General features: G+C 73.0%; 14 protein-coding genes, 1 tRNA gene and 1 riboswitch. Of the genes, 7 read left to right on the plus strand and 8 right to left on the minus strand.

All coding sequences use genetic code 11. The features are described from left to right. The first annotated feature begins 254 nt into the window (after positions 1–254). Positions 255–734 carry an ATP-binding protein gene (locus ACI2LY_RS23135; RefSeq protein WP_401450312.1) on the plus strand — a complete coding sequence of 160 codons (480 nt, stop codon included), beginning with the start codon at positions 255–257 and terminating at the stop codon, positions 732–734. A gap of 70 nt (positions 735–804) precedes the next feature. Here ACI2LY_RS23135 and ACI2LY_RS23140 read toward each other — a convergent pair whose 3' ends face one another. Beyond that, positions 805–1,023, minus strand: a complete 219-nt coding sequence (locus ACI2LY_RS23140) for a DUF397 domain-containing protein (RefSeq protein ID WP_203617983.1) — start codon at positions 1,021–1,023, stop codon at positions 805–807. A gap of 557 nt (positions 1,024–1,580) precedes the next feature. On the opposite strand from ACI2LY_RS23140, the gene ACI2LY_RS23145 reads away from it, so the two are divergent. Together ACI2LY_RS23145 and ACI2LY_RS23150 are read left to right on the plus strand one after the other, a co-directional pair. After that, entirely contained in the window at positions 1,581–2,051 is a 471-nt protein-coding gene (locus ACI2LY_RS23145) for a hypothetical protein (RefSeq protein ID WP_404709176.1), read from the plus strand. 129 nt (positions 2,052–2,180) lie between these two features. Further along, on the plus strand, positions 2,181–2,708 hold the full coding sequence (locus ACI2LY_RS23150; RefSeq protein WP_404708832.1) for a DUF4232 domain-containing protein: 528 nt from the start codon (positions 2,181–2,183) through the stop codon (positions 2,706–2,708). Between the two features lie 107 nt (positions 2,709–2,815). Here the strand turns inward: ACI2LY_RS23150 and ACI2LY_RS23155 are convergent, their stop codons facing one another. Further along, a complete protein-coding gene (locus ACI2LY_RS23155; protein ID WP_404708833.1) occupies positions 2,816–3,925 on the minus strand; it encodes a DUF2786 domain-containing protein in 1,110 nt (369 codons plus the stop codon). 146 nt (positions 3,926–4,071) lie between these two features. On the opposite strand from ACI2LY_RS23155, the gene ACI2LY_RS23160 reads away from it, so the two are divergent. The 4 genes from ACI2LY_RS23160 to ACI2LY_RS23175 all read left to right on the plus strand — a co-directional run bounded on the left by ACI2LY_RS23160 (position 4,072) and on the right by ACI2LY_RS23175 (position 8,819). After that, a complete protein-coding gene (locus tag ACI2LY_RS23160; protein WP_404708834.1) occupies positions 4,072–4,851 on the plus strand; it encodes a Clp protease N-terminal domain-containing protein in 780 nt (259 codons plus the stop codon). Between the two features lie 60 nt (positions 4,852–4,911). After that, complete coding sequence (locus ACI2LY_RS23165) at positions 4,912–6,573, plus strand: bifunctional 3'-5' exonuclease/DNA polymerase (protein WP_404708835.1); 1,662 nt, start codon at positions 4,912–4,914, stop codon at positions 6,571–6,573. A 30-nt stretch (positions 6,574–6,603) separates the two neighbouring features. After that, a riboswitch (guanidine-III (ykkC-III) riboswitch) is annotated at positions 6,604–6,667 on the plus strand. A 10-nt stretch (positions 6,668–6,677) separates the two neighbouring features. Next, positions 6,678–6,992, plus strand: coding sequence for a DMT family transporter (locus tag ACI2LY_RS23170; RefSeq protein WP_404708836.1), 315 nt, complete (start codon positions 6,678–6,680; stop codon positions 6,990–6,992). A gap of 150 nt (positions 6,993–7,142) precedes the next feature. Beyond that, complete coding sequence (locus ACI2LY_RS23175; RefSeq protein WP_404708837.1) at positions 7,143–8,819, plus strand: PA14 domain-containing protein; 1,677 nt, start codon at positions 7,143–7,145, stop codon at positions 8,817–8,819. Positions 8,820–8,876: 57 nt separating this feature from the next. Here ACI2LY_RS23175 and ACI2LY_RS23180 read toward each other — a convergent pair whose 3' ends face one another. The 6 genes from ACI2LY_RS23180 to tmk form a co-directional block, all read right to left on the minus strand. Continuing rightward, positions 8,877–9,185 carry an Imm50 family immunity protein gene (locus tag ACI2LY_RS23180; RefSeq protein WP_404708838.1) on the minus strand — a complete coding sequence of 103 codons (309 nt, stop codon included), beginning with the start codon at positions 9,183–9,185 and terminating at the stop codon, positions 8,877–8,879. Further along, the gene (locus ACI2LY_RS23185) at positions 9,175–9,456 is read right to left on the minus strand and encodes a hypothetical protein (protein ID WP_404708839.1); all 282 of its coding nucleotides are present in this window, start codon (positions 9,454–9,456) and stop codon (positions 9,175–9,177) included. The genes ACI2LY_RS23180 and ACI2LY_RS23185 overlap by 11 nt, the downstream gene beginning before the upstream one ends. Before the next feature lie 89 nt (positions 9,457–9,545). Continuing rightward, positions 9,546–9,619 (minus strand) — tRNA-Thr (locus ACI2LY_RS23190). Between the two features lie 102 nt (positions 9,620–9,721). Continuing rightward, positions 9,722–11,356: an alpha/beta hydrolase gene (locus tag ACI2LY_RS23195; RefSeq protein ID WP_404708840.1), complete on the minus strand. Its 1,635-nt coding sequence runs from the start codon at positions 11,354–11,356 to the stop codon at positions 9,722–9,724. A gap of 66 nt (positions 11,357–11,422) precedes the next feature. Beyond that, entirely contained in the window at positions 11,423–12,628 is a 1,206-nt protein-coding gene (locus ACI2LY_RS23200; RefSeq protein WP_404708841.1) for a DNA polymerase III subunit delta', read from the minus strand. Positions 12,629–12,767: 139 nt separating this feature from the next. Continuing rightward, positions 12,768–15,887 (minus strand): dTMP kinase, encoded by a 3,120-nt coding sequence (gene tmk, locus ACI2LY_RS23205; RefSeq protein ID WP_404708842.1) that lies wholly within the window; start codon positions 15,885–15,887, stop codon positions 12,768–12,770. Positions 15,888–15,929 lie beyond the last annotated feature (42 nt).

Below are 15,929 nucleotides of genomic sequence, written 5' to 3' on the forward strand. Positions count from 1 at the left end.
CTCGTACGGTTACGGAAACGGAAAGAGCTGAACCGTTTCTGCCCGCCATAGGTCACGACCACTGGCGGTGATGAGCACCCCGATGGCGGAAAAAATGGCCAAGAAGCGGTACGCGCAGGGCGATTTCGGCCGCGTGCACGTGCATCTGCCCTTGCATCTGCTGTGCGCATCCGAAACCATGGTGCCGCGCCACCGCTGCCTCGCAACGACCGCGAATCCCGGGAGTGCCTCGCATGGGGACGAATGGATCGACCATGCTCAAGCCGTTACGGCAGGGCCTTCCGCCGCTGGACCCCACGGCCGTGTCCGAAGCCGCCTCCTGCGCCCTGCCCGCCCGTTACGAGGCGGTCCGCGAGGCCCGGCACTTCACCCGCTCCACCCTCGGCCACTGGGACGTCGGCGACCGCTTCGACGACGTCGCCCTCGTCGTCTCCGAACTCGTCACCAACGCCCTGCGCCACGCGCTGCCCGCCGAACTCCCGTCCGGCGCCCCGCGGTCGGCGCCCGTCCGGCTGCATCTGCTTCGCTGGACCGGCCGGTTGGTGTGCGCGGTGCGCGACCCGAGCGACGAGACGCCCGTGCCGCGCGAGACGGAGGACGACTTCTCCGCCGAGTCGGGCCGGGGGCTGCTGCTGGTGGAGTCCTTCGCGGACGGCTGGGGCTGGCACCCCGTCGAGGGCGAGGCGGGCGGCAAGCTGGTCTGGGCGCTGTTCCGGCTGGGCGGTACCGCCTGAACGGCCGGAACTCCGTTGCTGCTCACCGCTTTTGACATCGTTGCCGGGGCGGCTGCCGCCGGTGGCGGGGTCAGCCGGCGATGAGGTGGTCGAACTCGCCGTCCTTGATACCGAGGAGCATCGCCTCGATCTCCGCGCGGGTGTAGACGAGGGCGGGCCCGTCCGGGAAGCGCGAGTTGCGCACCGCGACCTCGCCGCCGGGCAGCCGCGCGAACTCCACGCAGGAACCCTGGGAGTTGCTGTGGCGGCTCTTCTGCCAGGCCACGCCGTCGAGCTGCGTGGCAGTCATGCCGTTGTACACGTCGTACCCCCCGTACACGCCGTCAACGTAGCGGTCCACAGGTCGCTCCCCGCTGTGCACTGTCTGATGTGGCCATGGATGCTCTGGTCGATGTCGCACTGATCGATGCCGCACTGATCGATGCCGCACTGATCGATGCCGCACTGGTCGACGTCATGCTGGTCGATCGACCCGGATCATAACCTTGTTCATGTGCAGATGAATGGGCAGATGCACGTGCACGGCGGGTGTTCCCGCGGTTACAGCTTTGACGTCCGCTTTACCCGAGCCTCGGGGCAGGTGATGTCGACGCGTCTGCCCAGAAGCGGCTTTCGGCATGCGCGAGCGGGGACCGCGCCCGCGCTTCCGCGCCAGGTCGTCCGGATCGGAACACCCACGCCCCGGGCGTAGACGCGCCCTTGGTGCCTGCCGTTCCCCGGTGTCCCGGAATCGGTGGGGTAACGGCTGGTAACTTGCTGCGGACCTCCGGCTCTGGGGGGCCTCGCGCTCGGTCGGCGGGGCGACCGGCTACTGGTTGGGAGCTTGACGTGACGACGGCTACGGCGATGGTGCGGGCCGCTGCGGCGGCGGGGCTGGTGGGCGCGCTCGCGCTGACCGCGACGGCGTGCGGCGGGGACGGCTCACCGGACGACTCCCCCACCACGAGCAGCGCGGCCCCGGCCCCGTCCGGCCCTGACGGCTCCGGTGGCGCCGACGCCTCCGACGGGCTCCAGGGCAGCTGGGTCACCACCGGCGGCGGCAAGATCGTCGCCCTGGTGATCACCGGGAAGCAGGCCGGGCTGTTCGTGACCGGCGGCACGGTGTGCAGCGGTACGGCGGCCGAGCAGGCGGGCAAGGGCGTGATCCGGCTGAACTGCCAGGGCGGCGACGACAGCCGGTCCGAGGGCACGGTCGACTCGGTCGACGCCAAGGCGCTGAAGGTGACCTGGAAGGGGAGCACCGGGTCGGAGTCGTACACCAGGGCCGAGGGCGGCAAGCTGCCCACCGGGCTGCCGACGAGTCTCCAGCCGTCATAGGGCCGTCGAGGGTTCGTCGGTTCCCCGGTTTCTCCGCCTGAAGTGGTGAATCGGCGGGGGTGCGTGCTCGGCCTCCGCGCGAAGGCGCCATGATGCGGGGAGACGTCACGACCTCGATGGGACCAGTACATGCGCCGTGTCATTCCGCTCACCCTCACCGCTCTCGCGGCCGCCCTCGCCCTGACCGCCTGTGGCGGCGGCGACGATGGCGGCGCGGACGGCGCCAAGAGCAAGGACGGATCGGGCTGCGCGACCGGCGCGGTCGCCCTGGAGGTCGGTTCCGCGAGCGTCGCGCCCGCCGCCGGGGACAGCGGCGAGGTGCCGGTCAGCATCACCAACCAGAGCGCCCCCTGCACCCTGGACCACTTCCCCGGCGTCACCCTGCACCAGGGCGACCGGTCGGTGAAGCTGGCGGTGAGCGAGGGCGCGCAGGCGCAGACCCTGAAGCTGGCCAAGGGCGCCTCGGCGACCTTCACCGTCTCCTACGTGCGCGGCACGGACGGCGACGCCAAGGCCCTCAAGGCGAGCACCATGGAGGTCACGCTGCCGGGCGGCGGGGACGCGAAGACCTTCCCGTGGAAGTTCGGCCCGGTCGCGGGCAAGGGCGCGGACGGCCTGGACGCGTCGGTGAGCGCGTTCCAGCAGGTGGGCGACTAGGGGTCCGCCCGGGGGGGCCTCGCAGCTGGAGGCCGGTTTCGGGGCGGCGCGCCGTCGTCCGCGAAGCGCTCGGAGCGAATCCGGCGTGCCCGTCGGCGGTGCCGTCCTCACGGCAGCCGTCGGCGGGACCTGACCTGGGCCTCGTCCGCCGCCTTCGCTCCCTCCGTCCACCCGGCCTCGTCGTTGATGCCGCGCAGCCGGGTGGTGGTCGTCCGCGGGAACATGCTGTCCAGGCGGTCGGTCACCGCCGTTTCGCGGGTGACCAGCACCGGCAGCAGATCCTGGCTGACCTGGCTCTCGGCGGCGGCCGCGAGCCGGTCGCCGACGCGGTGGGCGTAGGCGGCGAGGAACGACTGCCGGAAGGTCTTGGTCCGCTTGCGGCCCCCGGCCCGCTGCGCCGCCTCGGCCTTGGCCATCGCGTGCGTGGCCTGCACGAGCAGCGAGGTGTACAGCAGCTCGACCGCCTCCAGGTCCGCCTCGAAGCCGACGACCGTGGAGAAGGCGTACGGCTCGTTCCACACCGCGCGGCAGTGGTTGGCGCGGGAGACCGCGTCCAGCAGCACGGCCTTGGCCTGCTCGTACGGCGGCTCGACGCCTATCCGGCAGGCGCCGGGCGCGTCCGGCGCCGGGGCGGAGGCGGCGAGCAGCGCCTCGTCGACACTGTGCCGGGCCATCAGCTCCTGCGCCTTGGCGGTGAGCGCCTCGGCCTCCTCCGGATACCCGGTGCCCTCGGCCTTGGCGAGCAGGGCGCGGATACGGCCGAGCGTCCGGGAGGTGCCCGGTCCGGCGGGGCGGCGAGGTTCCTCCAGCGGCTCCAGCGTGGGCAGCCGCAGCAGCAGCCGGTACAGCTCCAGGACGGTGGTGGCGTACGAGAAGCGGTCGGTGGGGCGGGCGTCCGGCTGGTCGGCGACGGCGTCGAGCTGGGCGGTCCAACGGGGGCCGCGCGGCCGGTCCTTCGCCGCCTGGGCGCGGATCAGCGCGGCGGCGAGGCCGAGGTGGGCGTCCTCCAACTCCCGGCGCACCAACCGCACCACGTCGGCGGGCTGCCACCCGCGCTGCCAGGCGGCCGCCATGAACTCCTCGCCGCGCCGGGTGAGTTCGGCGTCGGCTCCGGTGTCGGCGGCGAGCAAGGACGCGCCGGTGTCGAGTCCCGAGTCGGTGTCGTCGTAAAGAGCGGCCGCGAAGGCGCGTTCGACGGTGCTGGCAGTGCTGGTCACGTGGTCGATCGTGCCATGTTCCGCCGACAGGCCGCCGAAGTTGTCCACAGGGTGTGGACAACAGCGCCTGGGTGCGGACCCGGGCCCCCGAAAAGGAGTGTCAACCATCGGTTGACAGTGCCAAGGTGTCAACCTACGGTTGTCACATGGCGACCAACCCGAAAGTCACGGCATCCGTACGCCTCGACGACCTCATCGAGGCCATCAAGAACGCCCACTCCCAGCCCCTCGAACAGCTCCAGGACGCGGTGATCGCCGCGGACCACCTGGGGGACGTGGCGGACCATCTGATCGGGCACTTCGTGGACCAGGCCCGTCGCTCGGGCGCGTCCTGGACCGACATCGGCAAGAGCATGGGCGTGACCCGGCAGGCGGCGCAGAAGCGGTTCGTCTCCAAGGAGTCGGCCGATCTCGACCCCAACCAGGGCTTCAGCCGCTACACCCCCCGCGCCCGCAACGTCGTCATGGCCGCGCACAACGCCGCGGTGACCGCCCGCAACGCGGAAGGCCGCCCCGAGCACCTGGTCATCGGCCTGCTGGTGGAGCCGGAGGGCCTCGCGGTGAAGGCGATGGAGGCGCAGGGCGTCGAGGCCGACGCCGTACACCGGGCCGCGACCGCCGCGCTCCCCCCGGCCACCGAATCCACCCCCGACCTGGTCCCCTACGGTCCCGAGGCCAAGAAGGCCCTGGAACTCACCTTCCGCGAGGCCCTCCGGCTCGGCCACAACTACATCGGCACCGAGCACATCCTGCTGGCCCTGCTGGAGCAGGAGAACGGCGAGGGCGTCCTCACCGGCCTCGGTGTCACCAAGGAGGGCACCGAGGAGTACGTGAACCGGGTGCTGGCACTGCTCCTGGAGCAGAAGCAGGCAGCGGACTCCGCCCAGCAGGCGGCCACCCACCCGGACGACGCGCAGGACAGCTGAGTCGCGCGGCGAAAGCACAGGTCAGACGCATTGTCAGACCCCCCTGCCACACTCACACGCATGACCGACCGGTGGGCGCTCGCACCGGCCGAGGACGGTGGCGTGGACGTCGCCCCCCTCGGCCGGGACGGGCTGCCCGCGGGTCCGGTCCGGCGCGAGAGCGATCTCGCCCAGGCGGTGCGGAGCCGCCCGGAGACTGGACGCTGGGTGTGGCGGTCGACCTCCGAGGTCTACCCGCGCCTGCTCGCCACGGGGGTGCGAGTGGAGCGGTGCTACGACATCGAGGACGCCGAGACCCTGCTCCTGGGCCACGAGGGGCGGTACGGCGAACCACGCTCGGCCGCCGCCGCCCTGGCCCGCCTCCGGGGCGGCCCCGTACCGCCCGACCCGCCGCAGCGCGCGGCCGAACCGGGCGCCCAGTCCTCGCTGTTCGAGCCGTCCGGCACCCGGATGCCACTGACCGGCCTCCTCGAGGTCTACGCCGAGCAGCAGCGAAGACACGAGCGGACCGCCCACCCCGACCGGATGCACCTGCTGACCAGCGCGGAGTCGGCGGGCATGCTGGTGGCCGCCGAGATGAACCGCGCGGGCCTGCCCTGGCGCGCAGACGTGCACCGCGCCCTGCTCACCGACCTCCTGGGCGAGCGGTACGCGGGCGGCGGCGAACCGCGCCGCCTGGCCGAGCTGGCCGACGAGGTGTCCACGGCCTTCGGCCACCGGGTCCGCCCGGACCTCCCGGCCGAGGTGATCAGGGCCTTCGCGCGGGCCGGGATCAAGGTCGGCTCCACCCGCCGCTGGGAGATCCAGTCCCTCGACCACCCGGCCGTGGCCCCGCTGCTGGAGTACAAGCGGCTGTACCGGATCTGGGTGGCGCACGGCTGGTCCTGGCTGCGGGACTGGGTGCGCGAGGGCCGGTTCCGTCCCGAGTTCCTCGCGGGCGGCACGGTCACCGGGCGCTGGGTCACCAACGGCGGGGGCGCGCTGCAGATACCCAAGGTGATCCGGCGCGCGGTCGTGGCCGACCCCGGCTGGCGGCTGGTGGTGGCCGACGCGGCGCAGATGGAGCCCCGGGTGCTGGCGGCGATCTCCCGCGACCCCGGCCTGATGGAGGTCGCGGCGCGCGAGAGCGACCTCTACCAGTCCGTGTCCGACCGCGCCTTCTCCGGCGACCGCGACCAGGCCAAGCTGGCCGTCCTCGGCGCGATCTACGGCCAGACCTCGGGCGACGGCCTGAAGAACCTGGCCGCGCTGCGCCGCCGCTACCCGAAGGCCGTGGCCTACGTGGACGAGGCGGCCCGTGCGGGCGAGGAGGGCCGCCTGGTCCGCACCTGGCTGGGCCGCACCTGCCCGCCGGTGGCCGGGGCGGACGTCGCGGAGGAGGCGGGCATCCCGCTCGGCGTGGAGGAGATGTCCGGCGGGGGAACGCCGGGCGACCGCGGCCGGGGCCGTTTCGCCCGTAACTTCGTCGTCCAGGGCAGCGCGGCCGACTGGACCCTGCTGCTCCTGGCGGCCCTGCGCCGCGCCTGCGCGGACCTCGCCGCCGAGCTGGTCTTCTTCCAGCACGACGAGGTCATCGTGCACTGCCCCGCCGAGGAGGCCGAGCAGGTCGCCGCGGCCATCCGGGAAGCCTCCGCCCTGGCGGCCCGCCTCACCTTCGGCGACACCCCGGTCCGCTTCCCGTTCAGCACGGCCGTGGTGGAGTGCTACGCCGACGCGAAATGAGCGGACGCGTCCCGTGTGCGACCATGGCTGACAGAGCTCGATCGCGGCTCCTGGACGAGTGCGCCGTACCCAGCCCACGACAAGACGGCGCGTGGGAGTTCTCCATGGGATGGATCGCGCTCGTACTGTCCGGAATGCTGGAAGCGGTGTGGGCGACAGCCCTCGGCAAGTCGGAAGGCTTCAGCCGCCCGCTCCCGTCCGTGATCTTCGTACTCGGCCTGCTGCTCAGCATGACGGGCCTGGCCTTCGCCCTCCGCACGGTCCCGGTCAGCACCGGGTACGCGGTCTGGGTCGGCATCGGCGCGGCCCTCACGGCGGCCTACGCGATGCTCTTCGACGGCGAACCGGCCAGCACGGTCAAGATCCTGCTGCTGCTCGGCATCATCGCGTGCGTGGCGGGGCTGAAGCTGGCGCACTGAGCCGGTGCCCCGCGCGGCCGGACGGCGACCGGAAAGCCATGGCTCGTCCAGGGCAACCCTGCCCCCGCCTCACCAGTCACACGAACATCACTTGTCCGTGTTTCCGCAGGTCCGGAAAGGGCCCCACTTCCTGTGATGACTCGTACCCGTATGGCAGCCACGACGCTGACGGCCGCGCTCGCCACGGCGGGCGGTCTGCTGACCGCCACCCCGGCTTCCGCCGTCACCTGTGCCTCGCCGTCCTGGACCGCGCAGTACTACGCGAACACCTCGTTTAAGGGCACGCCCAAGCTGACCGCCTGCGACTCGGCGATATCCGAGAACTACGGCTACGGCGACCCGGCCGGTGTCACCCTGCCGAAGGACAACTTCTCCGTCCGCTGGTCCGTGACCCGTGACTTCGGCTCCGGCGGCCCGTTCCGGCTCGCCGCGGCCACGCAGGACGGGATGCGCGTCTACGTCGACGGCGTGCGGCGGATCGACCTGTGGCGGAACGTTTCCTCGACCGCCCGCAAGACCGTCGACCTGACACTCCCCGCGGGCAGGCACACGCTCCGCGTGGACTACGTCGCGTGGACCGGCTACGCCTCCGCCGCCTTCACGTACACCCCGCGCACCGACGCCAGGACGGACACGGTCAAGCCCCTGGCTCCGACCGGGCTCACCGCCGTGTACGACCGCGGGACGGCGAAGGCCACGCTGCGCTGGACCCGGAACAAGGAGATGGACCTCGCCGGGTACCGCGTGTACCGGCGGCCGAGCGGCGCGAGCTGGGCCAAGGTCAGCGGCACCGCGCCGCTCACCTCGCCGTCCTTCGTGGACGCGCCGCCCGTGACCGGCCAGACCTTGTTCTACGAACTCCGCGCCGTCGACAAGGCCGGCCACGAGTCCACCGGCAGCGCGGACGTGTCCGCCACCACGGTGGACCGCACCGCTCCCGCGCCGCCGACCAACCTGACGGCCACGGACGGGCAGCGCGGCGTCGTCCTGACCTGGCAACCGGTCCCGGACGCGGCCAAGTACACCGTCTACCGCCGACAGCAGACCGAGCCGGGCTCCCCGGAGGCCCCGATGACCCAGGTCGCCACGGTGTCCTCGACCTCCTGGACCGACACGACCGCCGCCGAGCGCACGGGCTACACGTACTACGTCTCCGCCGTCGACGCGGCGGGCAACACCTCCACGACGCGCGCGACGGTCTCCACCACGCGCGACGACTACGCCCCCGCACCGGCCACCGCCGTGACGGCCGTGTTCGAGCCGCGTAATGGCATCGTGGTGCGGTGGGCCCGGTCGGCCAGCGACGACGTCGCACGCCACGACCTCTACCGCAACGGTTACCTCCTCCGGGCCGATGTGTGGGGAACCACCTACACCGACGTGACGGTCGATCACGGCTCCACGTACACCTACACGGTGGTCGCCGTGGACAAGGGCGGCAACCGCTCCCCCGCCTCCGCGCCCGCTTCCGCCACCACGGACGGCGATCTCGTCGCCCCGGCACCCGTCACCGGCCTGACAGCAACGCCCCGCGAGGACGGCGTCCTCCTGGAGTGGACGCCGAACACCGAGTCCGACCTGAAGCGGTACGAGGTCTTCAAGGCCGAGAAGTACGACGACGGCGACGGCGGCCACGTCTGGATCGGCCACCGCGTCGAATACCTCGACCCGGACACCACCTCGTTCCTCCACACCAGCGCGGCGGACGGCGAGGACGTCATGTATGCCGTGATCGCCGTCGACGACTGGGAGAACCAGCTCAGCCCGACCGACGAGACCATCCACTGGACCGAGGTCACCGAACTCGGCACCCCGAACGAGGACTGACGCCCGCGCCCGCGCAGCCGACGCCGGTAGCGGTCCGTCGGCTGCGTGGGATGCTGCTCAACTGCTCGACGACGCCAGAAAATCACGTGTTCTCGACAGCGTGACGTCGGCGGGCTCCCAAGCGTCCAGCTCTAGATCCTCCACAGCGAGGAACTGGAGCTGCCCCTGCACCGTGTCGACGTCCGCGGCCGCCCATTCCTCCGGCAGCGGCAAGGGCGGAGCGGGCAGGTCCAGCCGCAGCGTCACGGTGGGGCCGTGCCAGTCGAGGTGGACGGACCGGAGTCTGACGGAGCGCAGGTCCAGGGGGGCCGGGCCGTAGAGCGGGGCGAGAACCTCGTTGTATCGAGGGGATAGCTCAGCGGTCATTGTCATTCCAGAACGGTTCGCCCACCCGAACTCTGATCTGCCGCTTCTCTTCGTCGTGGAACGCCACTTCGACCGAGACTCTTGCTCCGACCTCAAGCAGGTCGAGCGCCGGTGGATCGGGGTTGTACGAGGCAATGTCCAGGAATCCGATCACTTCGGGAGAACCGTCCAGCTCGATGAACACTCCGAACGGCCGCCGAATGCGGACCACCCCGTGAGTCTTACTGCCGACCGGATGCCGGAGCTTTGCTTCTTCCCATTCGTCTTCCACAGCTACCTGTGCCTCACTCTGGGGTAGTGGTTCAGGTTGCACGAAACAAGAAACCCCAGGTCACGGATTCGTGACCTGGGGTTTGCCTGAGCCGCTTTCGGGATTCGAACCCGAGACCTACGCATTACGAGTGCGTTGCTCTGGCCATCTGAGCTAAAGCGGCGTGTTGGACGCACCGGGGTGCGGGCGGCAACGTCGGTAAGTCTACACAGGTGCGAGGGATGGTTCGTACCGGCCCCGGTGGGCGGGGCCGGTGCGAGGGGGGTCAGGTGCAGCGTTTGCCCTGGGCGGGCGGGGTGCCGCGGAGGAGGTAGGTGTTGATCGCGGAGTCGACGCAGGTGCTGCCGCGGCCGTAGGCGGTGTGGCCGTCGCCCTCGTAGGTGAGGAGGCGGCCGGAGGAGAGCTGGCGGGCGAGGGACTGGGCCCAGCGGTAGGGGGTCGCCGGGTCGCGGGTGGTGCCGACGACCACGATGGGCGCCGCGCCCTTCGCCTCGATACGGTGCGGCTCGCCCGTGGCCCTCACCGGCCAGTACGTGCAGTTCAGGGAGGCCCAGGCCAGGCTGGGGCCGAACACCGGGGACGCCTTCTCGAACTCCGGCACCGCCTTCTCCACCTGCTCCGGGCCGTCGAAGGCGGGCGGGAGGTCGAGGCAGTTCACGGCCGCGTTGGCCATCATCAGGTTGCTGTAGTGGCCGCGGGCGTCGCGTTCGTAGTAGCTGTCGGAGAGCGACAGCAGGCCCGCGCCGTCGTTCTCGTCCACCGCCGAGTTCAGCGCCTCGCGGAGCCGTTCCCAGGTGCTCTCGTCGTACATGGCCGCGATCACCCCGGTGGTCGCCAGCGACTCGGTCAGGAGGCGGCCGTCCGCGTCACCGGCCGGGATGGGGTGGGCGTCGAGCGCGCGGAAGAACTTCTCCAGGCGGTCGCCGACCTGCGTGGGCGTCGCGTCCTTGCCGTCCAGGGGGCAGTCGGCCTGCTTGACGCAGTCCGCCGAGAACGCCCGGAAGGCCGTCTCGAAGCCCGTCGTCTGGTCCAGGTTGAGCTGCCGGGCGTCCAGCGAGGGGTCCATCGCGCCGTCCAGCACCAGGCGGCCGGTGCGGCGCGGGAACAGCCCGGCGTACGTCGCGCCGAGGAACGTGCCGTACGAGGCGCCCACGTAGTTCAGCTTCTTGTCGCCCAGCAGTTCGCGCAGGACGTCCATGTCGCGGGCCGCCTCGACGGTGGAGACGTGCCGCAGCAGCCGCGCGGAGTGCTTCCCGCAGCCCTCGGCGAACTTCCGGTCGGCGGCGACCAGCGCGTCCTTCTCCTTGGCGTCGTCCGGGGTCATGTCCGTCTGGGAGAACGTGTCCATCTGGCGGCCGTCGAGGCACTCCACGGGCTCGCTGCGGGCCACCCCGCGCGGGTCCACGGCGACCATGTCGTAGCGGGCGCGGACCTCGGCGGGGTAGCCGAGCGCCGCGTAGCTCTGGAGGTAGCCGATCGCGGAGCCGCCCGGTCCGCCCGGGTTCACCAGCAGCGAGCCGAGCGGCTTGCCCTTGCCGGTGGCCTTCTTGCGGGAGACGGCCAGCTTGATGTCGCCGGACGCGGGCTTGTCGTAGTCGAGCGGCACCTTCATCGTCGCGCACTCGAAACCGGCGGCGCCGCACCCCCGCCAGCTCAGCTTCTGCGTGTAGTACGGCGACAGCGCCGCCGGGGTCGACATCGGCAGCGCGGCCAGCGCCGCCCTCACCGTGCCGTCCGCGCCCGTACCGCCCGCGCCGCAGCCGGAGACGAGCAGCGCGGACGCCGCGAGCAGGGCCGCCGCCGTCCGGGCCGTGGCGCGGGAGGCGGCCATCGGCCGGGACGGACGGCACGCCAGCGGCGGCCGGGCGGGCGGGGGCGACGGGGAGGGCCTGGTGTCCATCAGGCGAGCGTAACGCTGTGCGACGCTCCGTGTGCTCTGCGTCCAGGTTGTGGCGTCACCGGGCGCTCACCCCGCGCGCAGGGCCATCGTCATCGCCTCCACCGCCAGCAGCGGGGCCACATTGCGGTCGAGGGCGTCGCGGCAGGCGGCGATCGCCTCGATACGGCGCAGGGTGGACTCCGGGGAGCCCGCGCGGGCGACGCGCTGGAGGGAGTCCTCGGCGTCCTCGTTGGCGATGGCCAGCCGGGAGCCGAGCTGGAGGGCGAGGACATCGCGGTAGAAGCCGGTGAGGTCGCCCAGGGCCACGTCGAGGCTGTCGCGCTGGGTGCGGGTGCGGCGCCGCTTCTGCATGTCCTCCAGGTCCTTGATCACGCCCGCCGTGCCGCGCGGCAGCCGTCCGCCCTGGGCCGCGCCGAGCGCCGCCTTCAGCTCGTCGGTCTCCTTGCCGTCCATCTCCTCGGCCAGCTGCTTGGCGTCCTCGGCGGCGGCGTCCACCAGCTCCTGGGCGGCCTTGAGGCAGGCGCCGACCTCGTCCAGCCGCAGCGGCAGCTTCAGTACCGAGGCGCGGCGACGGCGGGCCTCGGGGTCGGTGGCCAGGCGCCGGGCCCGGTCGACGTGCCCCTGGGTGGCGCGGGCGGCGGCCGCGGCCACGTCGGGCTCGACACCGTCACGGCGCACCAGCATGTCGGCGACGGCCGCGACGGGCGGGGTACGCAGGTTCAGATGGCGGCAGCGGGAGCGGATCGTCGGCAGCACGTCCTCGATGGAGGGCGCGCAGAGCAGCCAGACCGTGCGCGGGGCGGGCTCCTCGACGGCCTTGAGGACGGCGTTGGCCGACTTCTCGTTCAGCCGCTCGGCGTCCTCGACCAGGATGATCTGCCAGCGGCCGTTCGCCGGGCTGGTGAACGACTTGCGGACCGTGTCCCGCATGTCCTTGACCAGGATCTCCGCGCCCACAGCCGCGACCGAGGAGACGTCCGCGTGGGTGCCGAGCAGCGCGGTGTGGCAGCCGTCGCAGAAGCCGCAGCCCGGGGTGCCGCCGAGGGCGCGGTCGGGGCTCACGCACTGCAGGGCGGCGGCGAAGGCGCGCGCCGCCTGGTTCCGGCCCGCGCCGGGCGGGCCGGTGAACAGCCAGGCGTGGGTCATCTTCGACGCCTCCGGCGGCGGCCCGCCCGCCGCGGCGGCCGTGACGAGCGCGTCGGCGTCCCGCGCGGCCGCCTCCAGCGCCGCGCCCACCTTCTCCTGCCCGACGAGGTCGTCCCAGACGCTCATGGGTCACGCCGCCCTTTCCGTCACTTCGTGTTCCGTCGTCCATTGTGCGGGGGACCACCGACAGCGCCCGCACGGCGAAGGGCGGCGCCCTCCGCCGCGCCGAAGCGCCCGGTGGACACCGCCCCCTGGTTCCGCCTGGTCAGCTACGCCGACCCCGGCCGCGTCGGCCGCGGTCCTCGCGCTCGTCGGACCGGCCGTCCTCGTCCTCGTCGTAGGACCCGAGGAGTTCGTCCGCGAGCGACGGCAGGTCGTCCAGCGGGGTCTCCTCGGCCCAGTCGGGGCGCGGGCGCCGGGGCTTGCCGTCGGCGCCGAGCTGCGGGATCTCGCGGGTGCGGTCCTCCGCGTCGTGGGCGTCGGCGGGCCGCTCGTCGCGGAAGTACCCGGCCGGAGCCCGGTCGGCGGGCGCGTCGTCGCGGACGGGCGGCAGCACGGCCGTCTCGTCGGCGCCCCGGTCGGAGAACTTCGGCAGCAGCGCCGTCTCGTCCGCCGCACCCTTGGGGGCGGGCGGCTGCGGCAGCTCAGCCGTCACCTCGGACTCGGAGCCGCCGTCGCGCACCGGGCGCAGCACGGCCGTGTCGTCGCTCGCGCGGGGCGCCGGGGCGTCCGGGACGGCGCGCTCGCGCTCGGACGGCTTGCGGGCCGCGGTGTCGGCCGCCGTCGCGGCCTCGGCCGCGCGCCTGCGGGCCTCCTCGGCGCGCAACAGGGCGTCCTCGGCCTTGCGCTGCTTCTCCAGGCGCAGGGCCTCGGCCTCGGCGCGCTGCCGGGCCTCCTCCTCGGCCTCCTTGCGGCGCCGCTCGTCCTCGGCCTTGCGGCGGGCCTCCTCCTCGGCGCGGGCCTTCTCCTCCGCGAGGAGACGCTGACGCTCCTCCTCGGCACGGCGGTGCGCCTCCTCGGCGCGACGGCGGGCCTCTTCCTCCTGCCGCTCGGCCTCGCGGCGCTGCGCCTCCTCCAGCTCGCGGCGCTTGCGCTCCTCCTCCTCGGCGCGCAGGCGGGCCAACTGCTCCTCGCGCTCGCGTGCCACCCGCTCTTCCTCGGCCTTGCGGGCGGCCTCCGCCTCGGCCTTGCGGCGGGCCTCCTCCTCGGCCTGCTTCCGCGCCTCCTCCTGGGCCTTGATCTCGGCCTCGGAGAGCGGCAGCACGGTGTCGAGCCGGTGCCGGATCACGGAGGTGACGCCCTCGGGCTCCTGGCCCGCGTCCACGACGAGATAGCGGCCGGGGTCGGCGGCGGCGAGGGTGAGGAAACCGGCCCGCACGCGCGCGTGGAACTCGGCGGGCTCGGACTCCAGCCGGTCCGGCGCCTCGGTGAACCGCTCCCGCGCGACCTCCGGCGGCACGTCCAGCAGGACGGTCAGATGCGGGACGAGTCCGCCGGTGGCCCAGCGGTTGATGCGGGCGATCTCGGTCGGCGACAGATCGCGGCCCGCGCCCTGGTAGGCGACGGAGGAGTCGATGTACCGGTCCGAGATGACGACCGCGCCGCGCTCCAGGGCGGGGCGTACGACGGTGTCGACGTGCTCCGCGCGGTCGGCGGCATACAGCAGCGCCTCCGCGCGGTGCGACAGGCCCGCCTCGGACACGTCCAGCAGGATCGAGCGGAGCCGCTTGCCCACGGGGGTGGCGCCCGGCTCGCGGGTCAGGACCACCTCGTGGCCCTTGGCGCGGATCCACTCGGCGAGGGCGTCGGCCTGGGTGGACTTGCCCGCGCCGTCACCGCCCTCCAGGGAGATGAAGAAACCGTTCGCCGCGGGGGCGGTCACCGGGTCGTCGCCGCCGAGCAGGGCGTCCTTGATGTCCTGGCGCAGCGGGATGCCGGAGCGGTCGTCGACCTTGGCGAGGACGAGCACGGCCACCGGCAGCAGCAGCGCGCCGACCAGCATCAGGGTGAAGGAGGCACCGCCGTGCGCGAAGACGAAGCGGCCGCTCTCCAGCCGGTGGCGGCCGATGAGCCCGGCGACGACCGGGGCGATCAGGGCGCCGAGCGCCATGAAGACCCGGACGACGGCGTGCAGGTGCTCGGTGATCCGGCCGCGGCGGGAGTCCTCGGTCTCCTGGTCGAGCAGGGCGTGCCCGGTGTTGGCGGAGATGCCCGCGCCGACACCGGCCAGGGTGAGGATCAGCAGGACGGTGGTGACGTCCGGGACGAGACCGGCGGCCAGCAGGGCGATGCCGGTGAGGGCGATGGCCAGGGCGAGCAGCCTGCGCCGGGACAGCGAGGGCAGCAGCGCGGGCGCGGTACGGATGCCGACGCCGACACCACCGGTCAGGCCCAGCACCAGCAGGCCGTAGAGCACCGGGCCGCCGCCCAGGTCGGAGGCGTGCAGCACGCACACCGCGACGGCGGCGGAGATGGCTCCGGCCACGGCGGCGCAGGCGATGACCAACAGCAGTACGGCGCCCGTGCGGCCCTTGTCGACACCGGTGCCGGTGCGCGGGCGGCGCAGGCCCTCCAGCGGGGACCGCGGGCGCGGGGTGCGGGTGCCGGGCAGCTTCAGGGCGGTCAGCACGGACACGGACGCGGCGAACAGACCGGCCGCGACGTATGCCGCGAGGGCGGCGTGGTGCTGGTCGAACCAGGCGATGCCGGTGCCCAGCAGGTTGTTGAACAGGGAGGCGGTGACCAGGACGGCGGCGGCCAGCGGGAGCGCCACGAAGCCGGTGCGCAGCGACAGGCGGCGCAGCGCGTCCAGGTGGTCGGGCAACGGCCGCACCGACGCGCCCTCGGGGGGCGGGGTGGGCAGCAGCGCGGGGGCCGCGCTCTCCCGGCACACCGTCCACAGCCGCTCGGCCACGCCGGTGACGAAGGCGGTGGCCAGCAGGACGGTCAGGGCGTCGCCCGGCAGCCAGTCGATCCACAGCGGCGCCACGATCAGCAGCGCGGCCCGCAGGCCGTCGGCGCCGACCATGGTCCAGCGCCGGTCGAGCGGGCCGTCCTGGGCGGTGAGCGTGGTCAGCGGGCCGAGCAGGACGGCGCCGAAGAGCACGGTGGCCAGCACCCGGGCACCGAAGACCGTCGCCACCGCGAACGCCGCGCCCCGGTACCCGCCACCGAAGGAGCCGTCGGCGACGGCGGCCTGGAGGACGAGCACCACCAGCACGAGCAGCGCGAGGGCGTCACCGACACCGCTCACGAGCTGCGCGCTCCAGAGGCGGCGCAGGTCGGGTCGGCGCAGCAGTGAACGGACGGCTCGCTCGCGGGAATCCGCGACGAGGGCGTCGTCCGGTGCTGGGTGGGGGGCCGTTGGCTGCTCGGCTCGCGTCATGCGTTCAGCCTATCCGCAGCCACCCACCCCCATGCCCCCCTC

The organism is Streptomyces sp. NPDC002176 (assembly GCF_044903645.1).
Lineage (GTDB): Bacteria > Actinomycetota > Actinomycetes > Streptomycetales > Streptomycetaceae > Streptomyces.